Consider the following 15835-nt stretch of genomic DNA (forward strand, 5'->3'; position numbering starts at 1 on the left):
GAAGGAGGAGCACCGTACATCGACAAGTGTGCTCGCTCCCTTCGAAGGCGCATAGTCAGCACTTTAGGGGACTAATCGGGGGACAAAGTTCACCTTCGGTCGCACGGTTCGCGCCATCGGCGGCCGGGTAACCCCACGAGTGCGATCAGCCGGAGAAGGAGCGCCACGCTCCGGACGCCGGACGCAGCGGCGAGCGCACTGCGCTGGCGCGGTCATTCCACCCTCCGCTGAGCTCGCGGGGTGTCTCCGGCTCCGCCTCGGTCCGTGACGCCAGCGCGGCGACGACGGCCGTGATCGCGGCGATGTCGGCGGTGCCGAGGCCGGGGGTGGAGATGACGACAGCGGGGGCGGACTCGGTGGCGACCATGCCGTGACGCTATCGCATGCCGTTCACGGCGTGGTCCAGCGGTGCATGGCTATGCTGACGCCGGATGGCGCCGGAGCGTCGTCCGTCCGTTGTGAACAGGAGCCTCCCGCATGCCGACCTGGTTCCCGAGGAGCGGCGCCGCGGCCGTGCGTCCCCTGCGGCTGCTGATCCGGAGATCCCCGGCCGCCGTGGGGATCGTCCTGGTCCTCCTGACCGCGAGTGCGGTCGCCGGCACCCTCACCGCCCCCGCGGAGGCGATGACCGCGGCCTGGTGGGCGGCCGGCGCGACCACGACGCTCGACGGCCGCCCGTGGACGGCGGTTACGGCGCTGGTGATCGCCGCCGATCCGCTGCAGCTGCTCCTCGATGTCGCCCTGGCGCTGCCGATGCTCCTCGCGGCGGAGCGCCGCCTCGGCTGGGCCCGGACCGTCCTCGCCTTCCTCGTCACCGGAGTGATCGGCGTGGTCGTCGGCACATCCCTCCAGTCGCTTGGCGCTCTCGCAGGCGAGTGGTGGGCGGGTGACACGGTCGGCGACCGCACCTTCGACCCCCTGATCGGTGCGGTCGGAGCCCTGATCGCCTCGACCGCGGTCATGGGCGCGCTCTGGCGGCGCCGCCTCCGAGTGAGCGTGTTCGCTGTCGTGCTGATGTTCGTGCTCTACGCGGGCGACTCCGCCGACGCTTATCGGCTCCTCGCGGGGGCGGCGGGCCTCGTGGTCGGGTCGGTGCTGGCGAGAGGAGCGTCGGGGCTGCGTCCTCAGCGGCCGGCGCCGAGCTCGCACCGGGAGTCGCGGGCCCTGCACGGGGCCGTCGTCGCCGTCACCGCGATCGGCCCGCTCGTCGCCGTCCTCTCTGACTCGGGCTACGGGCCGTTCTCGTTCCTCGGCCGCCTGCTGCAGAGCGCCTTCACCGGCACGACCGATCTCGAGGACCCCTGCAGCCGCGCCGTGCGGCACTGCGCCCACCACGTGAAGCTGAGCCTCGTCGCACCCGGGCCGATCCTGCTGACCTTCGTTCCGCTGATCCTGCTGCTGGTCGCGGCCTACGGCCTGCGCTCCGGGCGCCGCCTCGGCCTGCTCCTCGCGGTCGGCGTCAACGTCGCCATCGCGGTCCTCAACATCTTCTCCTTGCAGCGCGCGGCTCGGCACCCCGAGTTCCAGTACTACGCCGAGTACCTGCTCTGGGTGGCGACCACCGTGCTCGTGCCGCTGGCGGTCGTGGCGATGCTCGTGATCGGGCGCCGGCACTTCCGCATCCGCGCTCCTCGCGCCGCCTCGCGGCTGTGGACGCGAGTCGTGGCGTCCGCCTTCGTGGTCCTGCTCGGCAGCTACCTCGTGCTGTCGGCGGGCGTGCGCACCAGCTTCGAGCCGCTGCTGGGGTTCGGACGGCTGCTGCTGGACGGCCTGCTTCGCTTCGTTCCGGTGAGCTTCCTGGGCGGCGCCGGCCTGCTCGCCGTGCCGCGCGATCCCGCGGCGCGAATCGTCTTCGAGTGGGCCGGTCCGGTGTTCTGGCTGCTCGTCATCGTGGCGATCGTCTCGCTGCTCCGCGCGACCGATGTGCAGCGCGTCCGCGGCGACGAGGCCCGCTACCGCGCGCTCCTCTCGCAGCACGGGGCAGGCAGCCTCGGCCACCAGGGGACCTGGGCGGGCAATGCTCACTGGATCTCGGCCGACGGGACCGGCGGAGTCGCCTACCGGGTGATCGGCGCCGTGGCGATCACCCTGTCCGACCCCGCCTGCGCCCCCGAGCGGCGGGCCGCGATCGTGGCCGAGTTCGTACGGTTCTGCGACGAGCGCAGCTGGACCCCCGTCTTCTACAGCATCCACGACGAGGTGCTGCCCGTCTTCGACGACCTGGGCTGGTCGCGCCTCTCGGTGGGCGAGGAGACGATCATCGAGCTGTCCTCGTTCGAGCTCACCGGCAAGCAGTGGCAGAAGGTCCGCTATCCGCTGAACCGGGGCATCAAGCTCGGGATCGAGGCGCAGTGGACCAGCTGGCACGAGCTCTCCCTCGGCATGGCCAACCAGATCGTCGATCTGTCGGAGCGGTGGGTCGCCGAGAAGGCGCTACCGGAAATGGGTTTCACCCTGGGCGGGATCGACGAGGTGCGCGATCCCGACGTCGCCCTCCTGCTCGCGGTCGGACCCGACGGCGCCCTGCAGGGCGTCACGAGCTGGCTGCCGGTGCACCGTGAGGGTCGGATCGTCGGCTGGACGCTCGACTTCATGCGCCGGTCCGACGACGCGATGCCCGGCATCATGGAGTTCCTGATCGCGTCGGCGGCGCTGCGCGTGAAGGAGGAGGGCGCCGAGTTCCTGTCGCTGTCCGGCGCGCCGCTGGCCACCGCCCCGATCCAGGAGGGGCAGGAGACGCCCGATCCGACCGTCCTCTCGCGGCTGCTCGAGTTCCTCTCGCGCACGCTGGAGCCGGCCTACGGCTTCACGTCGCTCTTCCGCTTCAAGGCGAAGTTCCACCCGCGCTACGCGGGTCTGTGGATGACCTACCCCGATGCCCTGCAACTCCCGCGCATCGGAGCCGCCCTGGGGCGCGCCTACCTGCCGGACCTCTCCGCGTCGCAGGCCCTCGCCTTCGCGCGCGTGGTCGGCGCGAAACCGGAGGAGAAGGCCCCCGCGCCCGCGCAGCCGGTGGCGCAGCCGGCTCCGCCACGCACCTCCGACTGACCCGCTCGAGACACCATCGGTGCGACGGGACACCGCGGCGGACGTGGCGTCTCCGCCCCGGTGTCTCGGCGGCCGGGGATCAGAGCGGGATGTTGCCGTGCTTCTTCGCGGGGAGGTTGGCGCGCTTGGTGCGCAGCGCCCGCAGCGCCTTGACGATGGACACGCGGGTCGCCGACGGCTCGATCACGCCGTCGAGCTCGCCGCGCTCGGCGGCGAGGAAGGGGCTCGCGACGTTGTAGGTGTACTCGCTCGCGAGGCGGGCCCTGACGGCCGCGACGTCCTCGCCGGCCTCCTCCGCCTTGCGGATCTCGGGGCGGTAGAGAATGTTGACCGCGCCCTGGCCGCCCATGACGGCGATCTCGGCGGTCGGCCAGGCCAGGTTGATGTCGGCACCGAGCTGCTTGGAGCCCATCACGATGTACGCGCCGCCGTAGGCCTTGCGGAGGATCACCGTGACCAGCGGCACGGTCGCTTCGGCGTAGGCGTAGAGCAGCTTCGCCCCGCGGCGGATGACGCCCGTCCACTCCTGGTCGGTGCCGGGCAGGTACCCCGGAACGTCGACCAGGGTGAGGATCGGCAGCGAGAAGGCGTCGCAGAAGCGCACGAAGCGGGACGCCTTCTCTCCGGCCTCGATGTTCAACGTGCCGGCCATAGCGCTCGGCTGGTTGGCGATGATCCCGACCGAGCGGCCCTCGACACGGCCGAAGCCGATCACGATGTTCGGCGCGAACAGCGGCTGCACCTCGAGGAAATCGCCCTCGTCGACGATGTGCTCGATCACGGCCCGCATGTCGTACGGCTGGTTCGGGCTGTCCGGGATGACCGTGTCGAGGAAGCGGTCGGCGTCGGTGGTCTCGAGGTCGACCTCGGTCTCGAAGACGGGCACCGGCGACAGGTTGTTGTCGGGGAGGAAGGAGAGGAGTGTCCGCGCATAGTCGAGCGCGTCGTTCTCATCGCTCGCGAGGTAGTGCGAGACGCCCGAGATCTTATTGTGCGTCAGCGCGCCGCCCAGCTCCTCCATACCCACGTCCTCGCCGGTGACGGTCTTGATCACGTCGGGGCCGGTGACGAACATCTGACTGGTCTTATCGACCATGATCACGAAGTCGGTGAGGGCGGGGGAGTAGACCGCACCGCCCGCAGCCGGACCGCAGATGATCGAGATCTGGGGGATCACTCCGCTCGCCGCTGTGTTACGGCGGAAGATCTCGCCGTACTTTCCCAGGGCGACCACGCCCTCCTGAATGCGCGCTCCACCGGAGTCGAGGATGCCGATGATCGGCACGCCCGTCTTCAGGGCGAGGTCCATCACCTTGATGATCTTCTCGCCGGCCACCTCGCCGAGCGAGCCGCCGAAGATCGTGAAGTCCTGCGAATAGACGGCGACCTGTCGGCCGTGGATGGTGCCGGTTCCGGTAACGACCGCGTCGCCGTAGGGGCGCTTCTTCTCCATGCCGAACGCATGCGTGCGGTGCCGGACGAACTCGTCCAGCTCGACGAACGAGCCCGGGTCCAGGAGGGTGTCGATCCGCTCGCGCGCGGTCATCTTGCCCTTGGCGTGCTGCTTCTCGATCGCCGCCTCGCCGCTGGCCGTGACGGCCTCGTGGTAGCGGTTCCTGAGGTCCGCGATCTTCCCCGCGGTCGTGTATCGATCGGGCGCGGGACGTTCGGTGTTCGCGGTCACCCGCTCACCCTACCGGCGGCGCGGACGGCGCCTCTTGTCGCACGGGTACAGGGAGCAGTGGCCCGGGCGGGAGGATCCGGACAAGGACGGGCGGGCGGAACAGCCGGGCGAAACAGGCAGATGACCGGCGCAGGCGGGCCGCTGCGACGTGCCGCTCGGAGCGGCCTCGCGGGAGCCGCCGCTACCGTTGCCGGATGCAGCTCCCGCTCTCCGCAGCCGTCTCCCCCCGCATCCTCGTGCTCGAGTCGGCGGGGTCGACGAACGACGAGCTCCGCGAGCGGGCCTGTGCCGAGCCCGCCGCGTGGCCGCACCTCTCGGTGATCGCGACCGACGACCAACGGGCGGGCCGCGGTCGTCTGGGGCGTGTCTGGCAGGCTCCCGCGGGCCGGACACTTGCGGCCTCGACCCTGGTCGACGCCTCCGCGCTCGGTGGAGCCGCCACCGGCTGGCTGCCGCTCGTGGCGGGTGCCGCCCTGGCCCGCGCGCTCGCGCCGCTGGTCGACGGGGACGTCGCGGTGAAGTGGCCGAACGACGTCCTGATCGACGGGAGGAAGGCCGCCGGGATCCTCGCCGAGCGGCTGCCCGACGGCCGGGTCGTCGTCGGCACGGGGGTGAACCTCCTGCTGAGCGAGCAGGAGCTGCCGGTGCCGACCGCCACCTCCCTCGCCCTCGCCGGAGCGTCGCGGACGAGCGCGGACGCCGTGCTCGCCGCGTTCCTCGCCGAGTTCTCCGCGCTCCTGAATCCGTTGCTCGCCCGGGGCGATGCCGAGTCCTCCGGCGCGGCCGCCGCGGTGCGCGCCTCCTGCACCACGCTCGGGACTCGCGTGCGGCTGGAGCTGCCCGACGGCACACAGGAGGAGGGCACCGCCGCCGCCCTCGACTCCGACGGCTCGCTCGTGCTCGAGCAGGGCGGCGTCCGCCGATCCTTTCTCGCGGGCGACGTGACACACCTGCGCTCCTGATGGCCCGCTCCGATCCCGGCGACCGCGAGCTGGCGCGGCTGACCCCGCGGGCCCGGCACGCCGTCGCGCCGGCCATCGGGTTCCTCGTGCTCACCTGGACGGGCTTCTACTTCGCGGCGCAGTTCGAGCTCGCTCTGCAGCGCTGGATCATCGCGCTCGGAACCGCCGTGCTGGTGCTGCTGCTGTGCGCGCCGGGAGTCGCGGGCTGGGCGAGTGTGCGGTACCGCGTCACCGCGACCGGCCTCCGTGCGCGCCGGGGGGTGGGGGCGGTCCGTCGCGCCGAGGTCATTTTCGACCGGCGGATGGACGTCTCGGTCCAGCGCTCGCTCGGGCAGCGCCTGGCCCGCTGCGGCGACGTCCGGATCGGGCAGGCCGGCGCCGAGGTCTTCGTGCTGCGCGATCTGCCCGACCCGGAGCTGACGGCAGACCTGCTCCGGGAGGCCATTTCCGCGGCCCCGGCCCTCGAACCGGAGTGGCCGCCGCCCGCGTGACGCCGGTGGCCTCTCGCTAGCATGGAGCCGCCCCGCGTCAGCGGGCGGAGATGGAGGCGTGTCATGCGCGTCGGCGTGATCGGAGGCGGCCAGCTCGCCCGGATGATGATTCCTGCGGCGGTGGAGCTCGGTATCGAGATCGCCGTGCTCGCCGAGAACGAGGGGGCGTCGGCGTCGCTCGCCGCAACCCGGGTCGGCGACTACCGCGACGAGGCGACGGTGCTCGCCTTCGCCGAGACCGTGGACGTGGTCACCTTCGACCACGAGCACGTGCCCCAGCCGATCCTCCGCGAGCTCATCGCCCGCGGCGTCGCGGTGCACCCCGGCCCCGATGCGTTGCTCTACGCGCAGGACAAGCTGATGATGCGGCGCCGTCTGAGCGCTCTGGGTGTCCCGGTGCCGGAGTGGGCCGAGGTGTCCTCCGCCGACGAGCTGGGCGAGTTCCTGGCCGGGCACGGCGGCCGCGCCGTGGTGAAGACCGCGCGGGGCGGCTACGACGGCAAGGGCGTTCGCGTGGTGCGCGGTGCCCATGAGGCGGACGACTGGTTCGCTGCCCTCGCCGAAGACGGCCGCGGCGGGTCCCTCCTGGTCGAGGAGCTGGTCGATTTCCGCCGTGAGCTCGCGCAGCTCATCGCCCGTCGGCCCTCCGGCGAGAGCATTCTGTGGCCCGTCGTGGAGTCGGTGCAGCGCGACGGCGTCTGCGCCGAGGTGATCGCGCCGGCCCCGGCTTCGGCCGGACGCCTCGCGGGAGCAGCCGCCGAGATCGCCCAGACCATCGCCGACAGCCTCGGCGTGACCGGCGTCCTCGCCGTCGAGCTGTTCGAGACGACGGACGAGCGGATCCTCGTCAACGAGCTCGCGATGCGCCCGCACAACAGCGGGCACTGGACGATGGACGGCTCGACCACCTCCCAGTTCGAGCAGCATCTGCGCGCTGTCCTCGATCTTCCGCTCGGAGCGACGGGCTGCCGCGATCGGTGGACGGTGATGGTCAACGTGCTGGGCGGACCGGCGGGGGAGTCGCTGACCGACCGCTACTCGCGGGTGCTGGCCGATTACCCCGCCGTGAAGGTGCACAACTACGGCAAGCAGCCGCGCCCTGGGCGCAAGGTCGGGCACGTGAACGCCACGGGAGACGAGCTCGACCTCGTGGTCTACGAGGCGCGCGCGGCGGCGGCGGTTCTCACGGACTGACCCGTACGATGGTCGCCGTGACACGCCTGCCGACCTACCCGATCCCTGCCGGAGCCCTCTCGTGAGCGCGGACGCGCTCGTGAACGGCTCGGCGCCCCTCGTCGGCGTCGTGATGGGCTCGGACTCGGACTGGTCGGTGATGCAGGCGGCGTCGACGGTCCTCCGCGAATTCGGCGTCGCGCACGAGGTGCGCGTCGTCTCGGCGCACCGCACTCCGGAGGCGATGATCGCTTACGGCCGGGAAGCGCGCGACCGAGGGCTGAGAGTCGTCATCGCGGGTGCCGGCGGTGCCGCGCACCTGCCGGGCATGCTCGCCGCCGTGACTCCGCTTCCGGTCATCGGTGTGCCGGTGCCGCTCGCCCGTCTCGACGGGCTCGACTCCCTTCTGTCGATCGTGCAGATGCCCGCCGGTGTCCCGGTCGCCACCGTCTCCATCGGTGGAGCCCGCAACGCCGGACTGCTCGCCGTGAAGATCCTGGCGACGGCGGACGATGCTCTCTCCACGGCGCTCGAGGCGTTCGCAGCCGACCTCCAGGAGCAGGTCGCCGCGAAGAACGACGCCCTGGTGGCAAGCCTGTGACGGCCGTCGCTCTGCCGCTGCGGCACCCGGACGTCGCCTCCCGAGCGTTCATGACGCGGCGGGCGTGGTGGCTGCTGATCGTCAACGTCCTGGTACCCGGGTCCGCGCAGATCCTGGCGGGCAACCGCCGACTCGGGCGGCTGGGGCTCGGCTTCACGCTCGGACTCTGGGTCGCCCTGCTCGTGGCTGTGTTTCTCTACTTCGTGTTCCCCACGGGTCTGTACACGCTCGCCACCTTCGACGTCTCGATGCTCGCGCTCCAGGCCGCGCTCGTCGTGTACGGCGTCGTGTGGGCCGTGTTGACCCTGGACACCCTCCGCCTGATCCGCGTTGTGCGCGTGCGCCCTCGGATGCGCGGGGTGCTCGCCTTCGCGACGATCGCGGTGATGGCGGCGTCGGTGGGCACCACCGCCTACGGCACCTACCTGGTCGGCGTCACCCGCGGAACGCTCTCGTCGATCTTCGGCGGCGGAGCGATCGAGCAGCCCATCGACGGCCGCTACAACATCATGCTGCTGGGCGGCGACGCGGGGGAGGACCGCGACGGATTGCGTCCGGACAGCATCTCGGTGGTGAGCATCGACGCGTCGACCGGCAAGGCCGCGATCATCGGAGTGTCGCGCGAGTTCCGCAACCTCCCCATCCGCTCTGACAGTCCGATGCATGCTCGCTACCCCGACGGCTACAACTGGGGCGCGTGCGATGTCGACACGTGCAAGCTGAATTCGATCTACACAGAAATGCAGCTGAAGCATCCGGACTACTACCCCGATGCCGTCGCTCACGGCAGCGAACCCGGCATCGAGGCGATGCGCGACGCCGTCGAGGGCATCCTCGATCTGAAGATCCAGTACTACGCGCTCATCGACATGGAGGGCTTCGCTCAGCTGATCGACGCGCTCGGTGGCATCGACATCGACTACGTGGCCAACGATCCGCTGCCGCTGGGTGGCCTGCCCGATGATGACGGCGTGATGCAGGGCGTGAACCAGTGGATTCAGCCGGGCCACTGGCATTTCAACGGTGAGCAGGCGCTCGCCTATGCGCGCTCGCGGTACACGACGAGCGATTACGACCGGATGGCGCGTCAGAGGCAGGTGCAGGAAGCGCTTCTCGCCCAGTTCGATCCGGGCAACGTGCTCGCGAAGTTCCAGGACGTCGCGGCCGCCGGCTCGCAGGTGATCAAGACGGACGTGCCGCAGGGGATGCTCGGCTACTTCGTGCAGCTCGGGCTGAAGACGAAGTCGCAGCCGGTGGATCCGATCGAGCTCGTGCCGCCGGATGTGGATCCGGAGAAGCCGGACTACGACGTCGTGCACTCGCTGGTCAAGGCGGGACTCTCGGGCGACTCCGCGCAGTAGGGGCGCTCCCCGAGCACCGCGGTGACGGCTGCGCTCCGACGCGCCGGAACCCGGGACCGTGCCGACCCGGGACCGTGCCGACCCTGGACCGTGCCGACCCGGGGTCGGAGGGCGCCATGTCATCGCCGTGGGTACATTTCCGGCTAACGTGAGTGAATCTCTACTGGGTTCTCGTTCTCTGGGCCCATCCCTACCGGGAGGTTCTCATGCTGCGATTCGACCAGGCGCAGGCCGCCGCGCTCGTGCGAGGCTCTCTCGCAGCGCGAGGCGCCGTCCAGTGCCACCAGATCGCGCTCCACGACGCGGCCGGAACGGCGCTGGTCGACTTCGCCGGCCCGTACGCCGGTGTCTTCCGCGAGAACGTCCTCCGTCACCTGGACGACTCCGGCCAGCTCTCCCGCGCTCTGGGCTCGCTCGCGGACGACGTGGAAGCCGCGTGCTGGCAGGCGCACCAGGAGCTCGAGCGGCTCGAGGAGCTGGCGGCGTGGCAGGCGCGGGAGGCCGCGCGGGAAGACCGACGACGCCAGAGCGCCGCGGTGGGCGTGGTGAGCGTGGACGAGGCAGTCCTGGACCGGATGCCCTCCACCTCGCCGTTCGCCGTGCCGGAGGTGTCGGCGGTCTTCCTCCCGCTCCCTCATCGACGCGGCAGCGGAGGCGGTTCGTCGGGGTCGAGCTCCGCCGATCCGGATCGCCTGCGGATGTTCGTCTCCCGCGCGCAGTCCTCCGCGACCGATCTCGAGGCGGCGCTCTGCCGCGTGCGGTCGGACTGGGCGGGCTTCGTCGACCGGTGCGGTTGGGCGCGGACGGGGTCACCCGAGTTCCTCACCGGGTTCGCCCTGTTCATCGAGGAGTGCCGCGCCGATGCCCTCTGGATCGAGTGGATAGCGAGCGCCTTCGAGGCGGCGGGTGGAGGGACGCTCTCGGTCGGCGCTCTCGACCTCGCGGCGACGACGAAGGCGGATCTCAGCGAGCGGGACCTGCTCCAGGCGCTGGCGTCTGTCCCCGCCGGCGAGCTCAGCACGATGGTCGCGGGGTCACCCGAGCTCGCGGCGCGCATCGCGGGCCTGCGCCCCGAGCTGGTGGCGGACTGGTGGGCGACGTTGGATCCGCAGGACGAGGAGTCGGACCTCTCCGAGCGGCAGGGGCTGCTCCTGGCGACTCTTCCGGCGCTGCTCGGGAATCTCGAGGGGCTGCCCTACGGAGCCCGAGACAAAGCGAACAGGATCGCGCTGCGACGCGGCCTCGAGTCGGTCGAGCGCGAGATCGCGACGACGCAGCGGCTGGTGCTGCACACCGCGCTCCTCCCGACCGGCCCCGTGGCGCTGCCGCTGCTGATGGCGCGACTGGATGAGCTGAAGGAGAGGCAGGCCTGCTTGGCGAACGTCGATGAGACGCTCGGCTCGGCCGTTGACGGCGTACCGCGCTTCCTCCTCTCGCTCACCAGCGACCAGCCGCCGCTAGCGGCGGTCTCGATCGGCGATCTCGACACGGCGACGAACGCCTCGTTCGTGGTTCCCGGGATGGGGACGACGACGCAGGACATGAGCACGCTGGCCACCGGGGCCCAGGCGGTCCAGGCGCAGCGAGGGAGCGACAGCGCTGTCGTCGCGTGGATCGGCTACGAGACACCACCCGTCCCCTTCTCTCCGGAGCCGGACCTCAGCGTCTTCGGCTTAGCGGACGCGGAGAAGGGCGGTGCCGCTCTGGCCTCGGCTCTGAAGGGCTTCGACGCGGTTCGTCGCGAGTCGCCGCCCGAGCTCGGGGTGGTTGCCCACTCCTTCGGCAGCACCGCGGCGTCGATCGCGCTGACCGATCCGGACGTCCATGTCGACAGCTTCACCACCCTCGGGTCGGCCGGTCTGCCGAACTGGATCACGAGCGCGAGCCAGCTGCACGCCGACCGGGTGTACGCCGGTCAGGCCACCGACCGGTCGCTCATCGATCCTGAACCCGGAGACAGGTACTCGTGGGTGGGCAGGTCGTTCAGCCCGTGGCACAGCGTCGACCCCACGGACCCCGCCTTCGGCGCCTGGGTTTTCGGCGTGGAGACGGGCGGCGACGCGGGACTGCCGGTGACGACCCACGACCTGGTCGTCGGCGAGGCGTCGGAGGACCGGGGGTACCTCGATCGAGGGACGGAGTCATCCCGCAACGTCTCGCGGGCGCTGGGCGGCGAGGAGGAGAAGCTGACTCCGCCGTCGCCGCGTCGGGAGTCGGTGCCGCATCCGCGTCCTCAGGACCCGCCGGAGGTGCCGAAGCATGACTGAGCGGCGGCGAGCGGGGAGTCGGTGGCGGTTCGTTCCGATGATTGTCGCGGTGGTGCTGCTCTGTGCCTGTGGTGATTCAGCGTCGGTGACGCCGGAGGAGAACCGGCTGGGGGTGGTCGAGTTCGTGAAGGGGTCCGCCGCAGTCGTGCCGGGGGACGGCTGGTCGACGATCGAGGGATCGCCGCGGGCCGATCGGTGCGGGCTCGGCTGGGGGAGCAAGGGTGCGCGGTTCGCTTACACCTACTGGGCGCGTCCCGGGGCGGACGTGGACGGGGACGCGCAGCGGGTGGCGGAGTACTGGCGGTCACTCGGGATGTCGGTGCGGGTCACGGACTCGACGCCCTGGCCCACCGTGTACGGGGAGGGCGGCCCGGTGCAGCGCGCGAGCTTCGACACCTCCTCGCCGTGGAACGACCGGTACACGATCGATGCGGTCTCGTGGTGCCAGCCGGGGGACTGGGCGGAGTTGAACCGCTCCTACCGGCGCCGAGCGCAGGAGGGCGAGGTCCAGCCCGGCGATGAACCGCGGATGAGCGACGAGGACCGGGCCTGGACGCCGCCTCCGACGGCGGAGCCGACCCCCGAGCCGCCGTCCGCTTCGCCGACCGCCGGGTCTGAGGTTCCGGCGGAGTGACCGCACGCCTGCTCACCAGCGAGACGTCGCAGCGGCCGGCCCAACCGCTCAGAGGTCGGCGTGCAGAGCCCAGACGCGCTCGGCCGAGTCGCGCCAGCTGAAGGCGCGGGAGCGGTCGCGGCCGGCCACGGACATCCGCTCGCGCAGCCCGGTATCGGCGAGCACGCTGCTCATCGCCAGGGCGAGACGCTCGGGGTAGTTCTTCGCGTCGGCGCGCTCGACGGCGACCCCGGCGTCCGCGGCGACCTCCATCAGCGCGGGGTCGTCCGAGTGGACCACCGGCACGCCGAAGTGCATCGCTTCTAGCACCGGTAGGCCGAACCCCTCGGCGATGCTGGGATACACGAAGAGCGTCGCGCGAGAGAGGACGACGGCGAGGTCGGCGTCGCTGAGGACGCCGAGCGCGCGCACCCGCGTCTCGTCGAGGCCCTGCTCATCGGCGACCGAGGCCACGTCGAGGTCGCCCCAGCCGGTCGGTCCGACCAGGAGGAGCGGGATCGTCGGCGCCGACGCTCCGCCGAACGCCGCGATCAGCGAGACCAGGCCCTTGCGGGGTTCGAGCGTGCCGACGCTCAGGACGTATTCGCCCGGGAGCGTCAGGGCGGCAGCGCGCTCGTCGGCGTCCTCCGGCAGCACCAGGCCCGAGCCGACCGCTCCGCCGATGACGCGCAGGCGGTCGCCGAAGTCCATCACCTGCGAAAGCTGGTCCGCGACCGCGTGGGTGGGTACGACGACGGCGTCCGCGTGCTTGTGAGCGCGCTTGGCCATCGCCCGGTGCCACTTCGCCCCGTGCGGGGTGAGCGTCTCCGGATGTGTCCAGGGCACGGTGTCGTGGATGGTGACCGCGATCTGCTCGCCCTCGCCGCCGTCGTGGCCGCGCAGCGGGGCGAAGAGGCTCGGAGCGTGCATCATGCCGCCACCGGCCGGGATCCCGATCCCGTACTGCCAGGCACGCGAGAGTTCCCGGCGGCCGAGGGGGAGCCGGTGGATGCGCGCGAGGCCGGGCAGGCGCAGGCGCAGTTCCTCCTCCTTCTCGGGCGGGTGAGCGGAGACCACCGCCTCGACCTCGCAGTCGCGCGGTGCGGTGGCGATGAGCTCGCGGGTGAGCTCCTCGGTGTAGCGGCCGATGCCGCCGGGCACGCGGGCGAGCATCTGGTCGACGACGACGCGGAGGGTGGTGGTCACGGAGTCACCGCCAGGAGGGGAGCGGCGGCGAGGGCGTCCTGCCAGGGGCGCAGCGGAGCGAGCGCCGCCCGGCTCCAGCCGTCATGCCCGAGCACCGAGTAGGCGGGGCGCGGGGCGGGGCGGACGAACGAACCGCTGTCGGTCGGCCGCAGACGCTCGGGGTCCAGGCCCACCTTGGCGAAGACGGCGCGGGCGAAGCCGAGCCAGGTCGTCTCGCCGGCGTTGGTGCCGTGGTAGACGCCGGCCGGGGCGAGCGAGTCGACCAGCTCGACCAGGCGCGCGGCGAGGTCGGCCGTCCAGGTCGGCTGGCCGTGCTGATCGTCGACGACGGCGAGGGTGTCGTGGCTGCCGGCGAGGCGCACCATCGTCTTGGCGAAGTTCTGGCCGTGTTCGCCGTAGAGCCAGCCCGTGCGGACCACGTAGCCGCGCTCCGGGTTTGCTTCGAGCACCAGCCGCTCCCCCTCGGCCTTGGTGCGGCCGTACGCCGAGAGCGGGTGGCGCGGATGGTCCTCGGAGTAGGGGCTCGTGGCGGAGCCGTCGAAGACATAGTCGGTCGAGACCTGCACGAGCGCCGCTCCGGTCTCGGCCGTGGCGAGCGCGAGGTGGTGTGCGCCGACGGCGTTGACCCGGTGCGCCTCCTCTTCGTCGGTCTCCGCGTCGTCGACCCGCGTGTAGGCGGCGCAGTTCATGATCGCGTCGTGGCCCGCCACGGCGGCGCGCACCGCGTCGAGGTCGGTGACGTCGAGATCGCTGTGCCTGAGGGCGGTGCAGGGGCGGGAGCCGAGGACCGCCCGAAGGTCGGTGCCGAGCATGCCGGAGGCGCCCGTGATGAGGAAGGTCACCTCCTCATCATGCCGGAGGGCTGCACCGGTGGGCGGGTGGCGCACCGGTCGCCGGGCGGTCCTCCCGCAGAGACAGGCCGTCGTTACACTGGCGATTGTGCAGATCCGAGAGCTCGCCGTTCCCGATGCCTATGAAGTGACTCCGCGCCAATTCCCCGACGATCGCGGAGTCTTCTACGAGTTCTACCGCTTCGATCACCTGGCCGAGAAGGTCGGGCATCCGCTCTCGCTCCGCCAGGGCAACACCTCGGTCTCCCGCCGCGGCACGGTGCGGGGGATCCACTTCGCGCAGTTCCCTCCGTCGCAGGCCAAGTACGTGTCGTGTTTCTCGGGTGCGGTGCTCGATTACATCATCGATGTTCGAGTGGGTTCGCCGACCTTCGGGCGGTGGGAGTCGATCCTGCTCGATGACGTCGACCGCCGCTCCGTCTACATCGCCGAGGGGATCGCGCACGCCTTCGTCGCGCTGACGGAGCGCGCCGTCGTCTCCTACCTCGTCACCGCCACCTTCGATCCCGTGCGCGAGAAGGGGATCGACCCGCGTGACGAGCAGATCGGCCTCCGCTTCCCGGCTGAGGCCGGCGAGTTCCTGCTCTCCCCGAAGGACACCGACGCGCCGACCCTCGCCGAGGCCGAGGGGCAGGGCCTGCTGCCGACGTGGGACGAAGCACGCGCGTTCTACGCGCAGCTCGACGCCGCCACCTGATCGGGGACGTCGGCCGTTCAGTTCCGGGAGCGCAAGCGCATCAGCGCGACGCGCGCGCCCAGCCCGACGCGGACGGCCGCGCGGACCGGCGCCTGGTACCAGGCTCCGTACTTCTGTGCGAGGTACAGGTACGCGCTGCGGTGGTGCACGGCGAGCATCCGGGCCGAGGCCAGGCGCGTCGAATGCCCGCCGAGGTGGGACACAACGGCATCCGCGAGGTAGACGTTGATCCAGCCGCGCTGCCCCAGCGAGTCGCCCAGCTGGACGTCCTCGAAGTACATGAAGTAGCGCTCGTCGAAGCCGCCGATCTCCTCGAAGGCCGTGCGTCGCACCATGACGCAGGCGCCGGAGAGCCAGCCCGCCTCCATCCGGCCGTGCTGGAGCGTGCCGACCGCGCGGGAGCGCCGGTACGTCGCCGACCACGGGTTGCCCGGCCAGACGTGGGCGAAGAGCGCGTGGCCGACACCCGTGCCGAGTGAGGGGAGGGCGCGGGCCGAGGGGTAGATCGTGCCGTCGGAGTCGAGAATCCGCGGCCCGATCGAGCCGATTCGCGGTTCCGCCATTGCCGCGTCGTAGAGCGCGTCGATCGAGCCGGGCAGGAAGACCGTGTCCGGATTGGTCACGAGGATCCACTCGACCTCGGGACCGAGGCGGTCGACCGCGTAATTCACGGCCCGGCCGTAGCCGAGGTTCTGCCCGGTCTCGTGGAACTCGACCCCGGGCAGTCGCTCGACCACGCTGCGCACGGAGTCGTCGGTGGTGAGGTTGTCGACCACCACGACGCGCACGTCGTGCTCCGTCGCCTCCGGCACCGACTCGAGGCACGCACGCAGGACTTCACCCGAGAAGTGGGTGACGACGACCACTGCGATGGGCAAGGC

Annotated in this window: 14 protein-coding genes; 9 read left to right on the top strand and 5 right to left on the bottom strand. The window is 71.3% G+C overall.

Annotated elements, in window-relative coordinates; translation table 11 throughout:
- Positions 1-145 precede the first annotated feature (145 nt).
- Positions 146-367, bottom strand: coding sequence for an acyl-CoA carboxylase epsilon subunit (locus C5D07_RS07835; protein WP_068254489.1), 222 nt, complete (start codon positions 365-367; stop codon positions 146-148).
- A gap of 110 nt (positions 368-477) precedes the next feature.
- Between C5D07_RS07835 and C5D07_RS07840 the strand changes: the two genes are divergently transcribed.
- Positions 478-3048: a bifunctional lysylphosphatidylglycerol flippase/synthetase MprF gene (locus C5D07_RS07840; RefSeq protein ID WP_068254486.1), complete on the top strand. Its 2571-nt coding sequence runs from the start codon at positions 478-480 to the stop codon at positions 3046-3048.
- A 79-nt stretch (positions 3049-3127) separates the two neighbouring features.
- On the opposite strand, the gene C5D07_RS07845 is transcribed toward C5D07_RS07840, so the two are convergent.
- The gene (locus C5D07_RS07845) at positions 3128-4732 is read right to left on the bottom strand and encodes an acyl-CoA carboxylase subunit beta (RefSeq protein ID WP_104259065.1); all 1605 of its coding nucleotides are present in this window, start codon (positions 4730-4732) and stop codon (positions 3128-3130) included.
- A 194-nt stretch (positions 4733-4926) separates the two neighbouring features.
- Between C5D07_RS07845 and C5D07_RS07850 the strand changes: the two genes are divergently transcribed.
- The 7 genes from C5D07_RS07850 (at position 4927) to C5D07_RS07880 (ending at position 12221) form a co-directional block, all read left to right on the top strand.
- Positions 4927-5694: a biotin--[acetyl-CoA-carboxylase] ligase gene (locus C5D07_RS07850; protein ID WP_068254481.1), complete on the top strand. Its 768-nt coding sequence runs from the start codon at positions 4927-4929 to the stop codon at positions 5692-5694.
- Positions 5694-6185, top strand: coding sequence for a PH domain-containing protein (locus tag C5D07_RS07855; RefSeq protein WP_104259066.1), 492 nt, complete (start codon positions 5694-5696; stop codon positions 6183-6185). The genes C5D07_RS07850 and C5D07_RS07855 overlap by 1 nt, the downstream gene beginning before the upstream one ends.
- A gap of 63 nt (positions 6186-6248) precedes the next feature.
- On the top strand, positions 6249-7379 hold the full coding sequence (locus C5D07_RS07860; protein WP_068254475.1) for a 5-(carboxyamino)imidazole ribonucleotide synthase: 1131 nt from the start codon (positions 6249-6251) through the stop codon (positions 7377-7379).
- A gap of 112 nt (positions 7380-7491) precedes the next feature.
- The gene (purE, locus tag C5D07_RS07865; protein WP_068257464.1) at positions 7492-7959 is read left to right on the top strand and encodes a 5-(carboxyamino)imidazole ribonucleotide mutase; all 468 of its coding nucleotides are present in this window, start codon (positions 7492-7494) and stop codon (positions 7957-7959) included.
- Positions 7956-9320 (top strand): LCP family protein, encoded by a 1365-nt coding sequence (locus C5D07_RS07870; protein WP_249028198.1) that lies wholly within the window; start codon positions 7956-7958, stop codon positions 9318-9320. Before purE ends, C5D07_RS07870 begins: the two co-directional genes overlap by 4 nt.
- A gap of 206 nt (positions 9321-9526) precedes the next feature.
- Complete coding sequence (locus C5D07_RS07875; protein WP_068254472.1) at positions 9527-11587, top strand: alpha/beta hydrolase; 2061 nt, start codon at positions 9527-9529, stop codon at positions 11585-11587.
- Positions 11580-12221 carry a hypothetical protein gene (locus C5D07_RS07880; protein WP_146076668.1) on the top strand — a complete coding sequence of 214 codons (642 nt, stop codon included), beginning with the start codon at positions 11580-11582 and terminating at the stop codon, positions 12219-12221. The genes C5D07_RS07875 and C5D07_RS07880 overlap by 8 nt, the downstream gene beginning before the upstream one ends.
- A gap of 48 nt (positions 12222-12269) precedes the next feature.
- Here the strand turns inward: C5D07_RS07880 and C5D07_RS07885 are convergent, their stop codons facing one another.
- Together C5D07_RS07885 and rfbD are read right to left on the bottom strand one after the other, a co-directional pair.
- On the bottom strand, positions 12270-13406 hold the full coding sequence (locus C5D07_RS07885) for a glycosyltransferase family 4 protein (protein ID WP_237358163.1): 1137 nt from the start codon (positions 13404-13406) through the stop codon (positions 12270-12272).
- Positions 13403-14248, bottom strand: coding sequence for a dTDP-4-dehydrorhamnose reductase (gene rfbD, locus C5D07_RS07890; protein ID WP_104259068.1), 846 nt, complete (start codon positions 14246-14248; stop codon positions 13403-13405). The genes C5D07_RS07885 and rfbD overlap by 4 nt, the downstream gene beginning before the upstream one ends.
- Before the next feature lie 97 nt (positions 14249-14345).
- Here rfbD and C5D07_RS07895 point away from each other — a divergent pair, with 97 nt between their 5' ends.
- Entirely contained in the window at positions 14346-14954 is a 609-nt protein-coding gene (locus tag C5D07_RS07895; RefSeq protein WP_104259096.1) for a dTDP-4-dehydrorhamnose 3,5-epimerase family protein, read from the top strand.
- 17 nt (positions 14955-14971) lie between these two features.
- Here the strand turns inward: C5D07_RS07895 and C5D07_RS07900 are convergent, their stop codons facing one another.
- Complete coding sequence (locus C5D07_RS07900; protein ID WP_249028199.1) at positions 14972-15832, bottom strand: glycosyltransferase family 2 protein; 861 nt, start codon at positions 15830-15832, stop codon at positions 14972-14974.
- Positions 15833-15835: the final 3 nt, after the last annotated feature.

It is taken from the genome of Rathayibacter tritici (assembly GCF_002932875.1).
Lineage (GTDB): Bacteria > Actinomycetota > Actinomycetes > Actinomycetales > Microbacteriaceae > Rathayibacter > Rathayibacter tritici.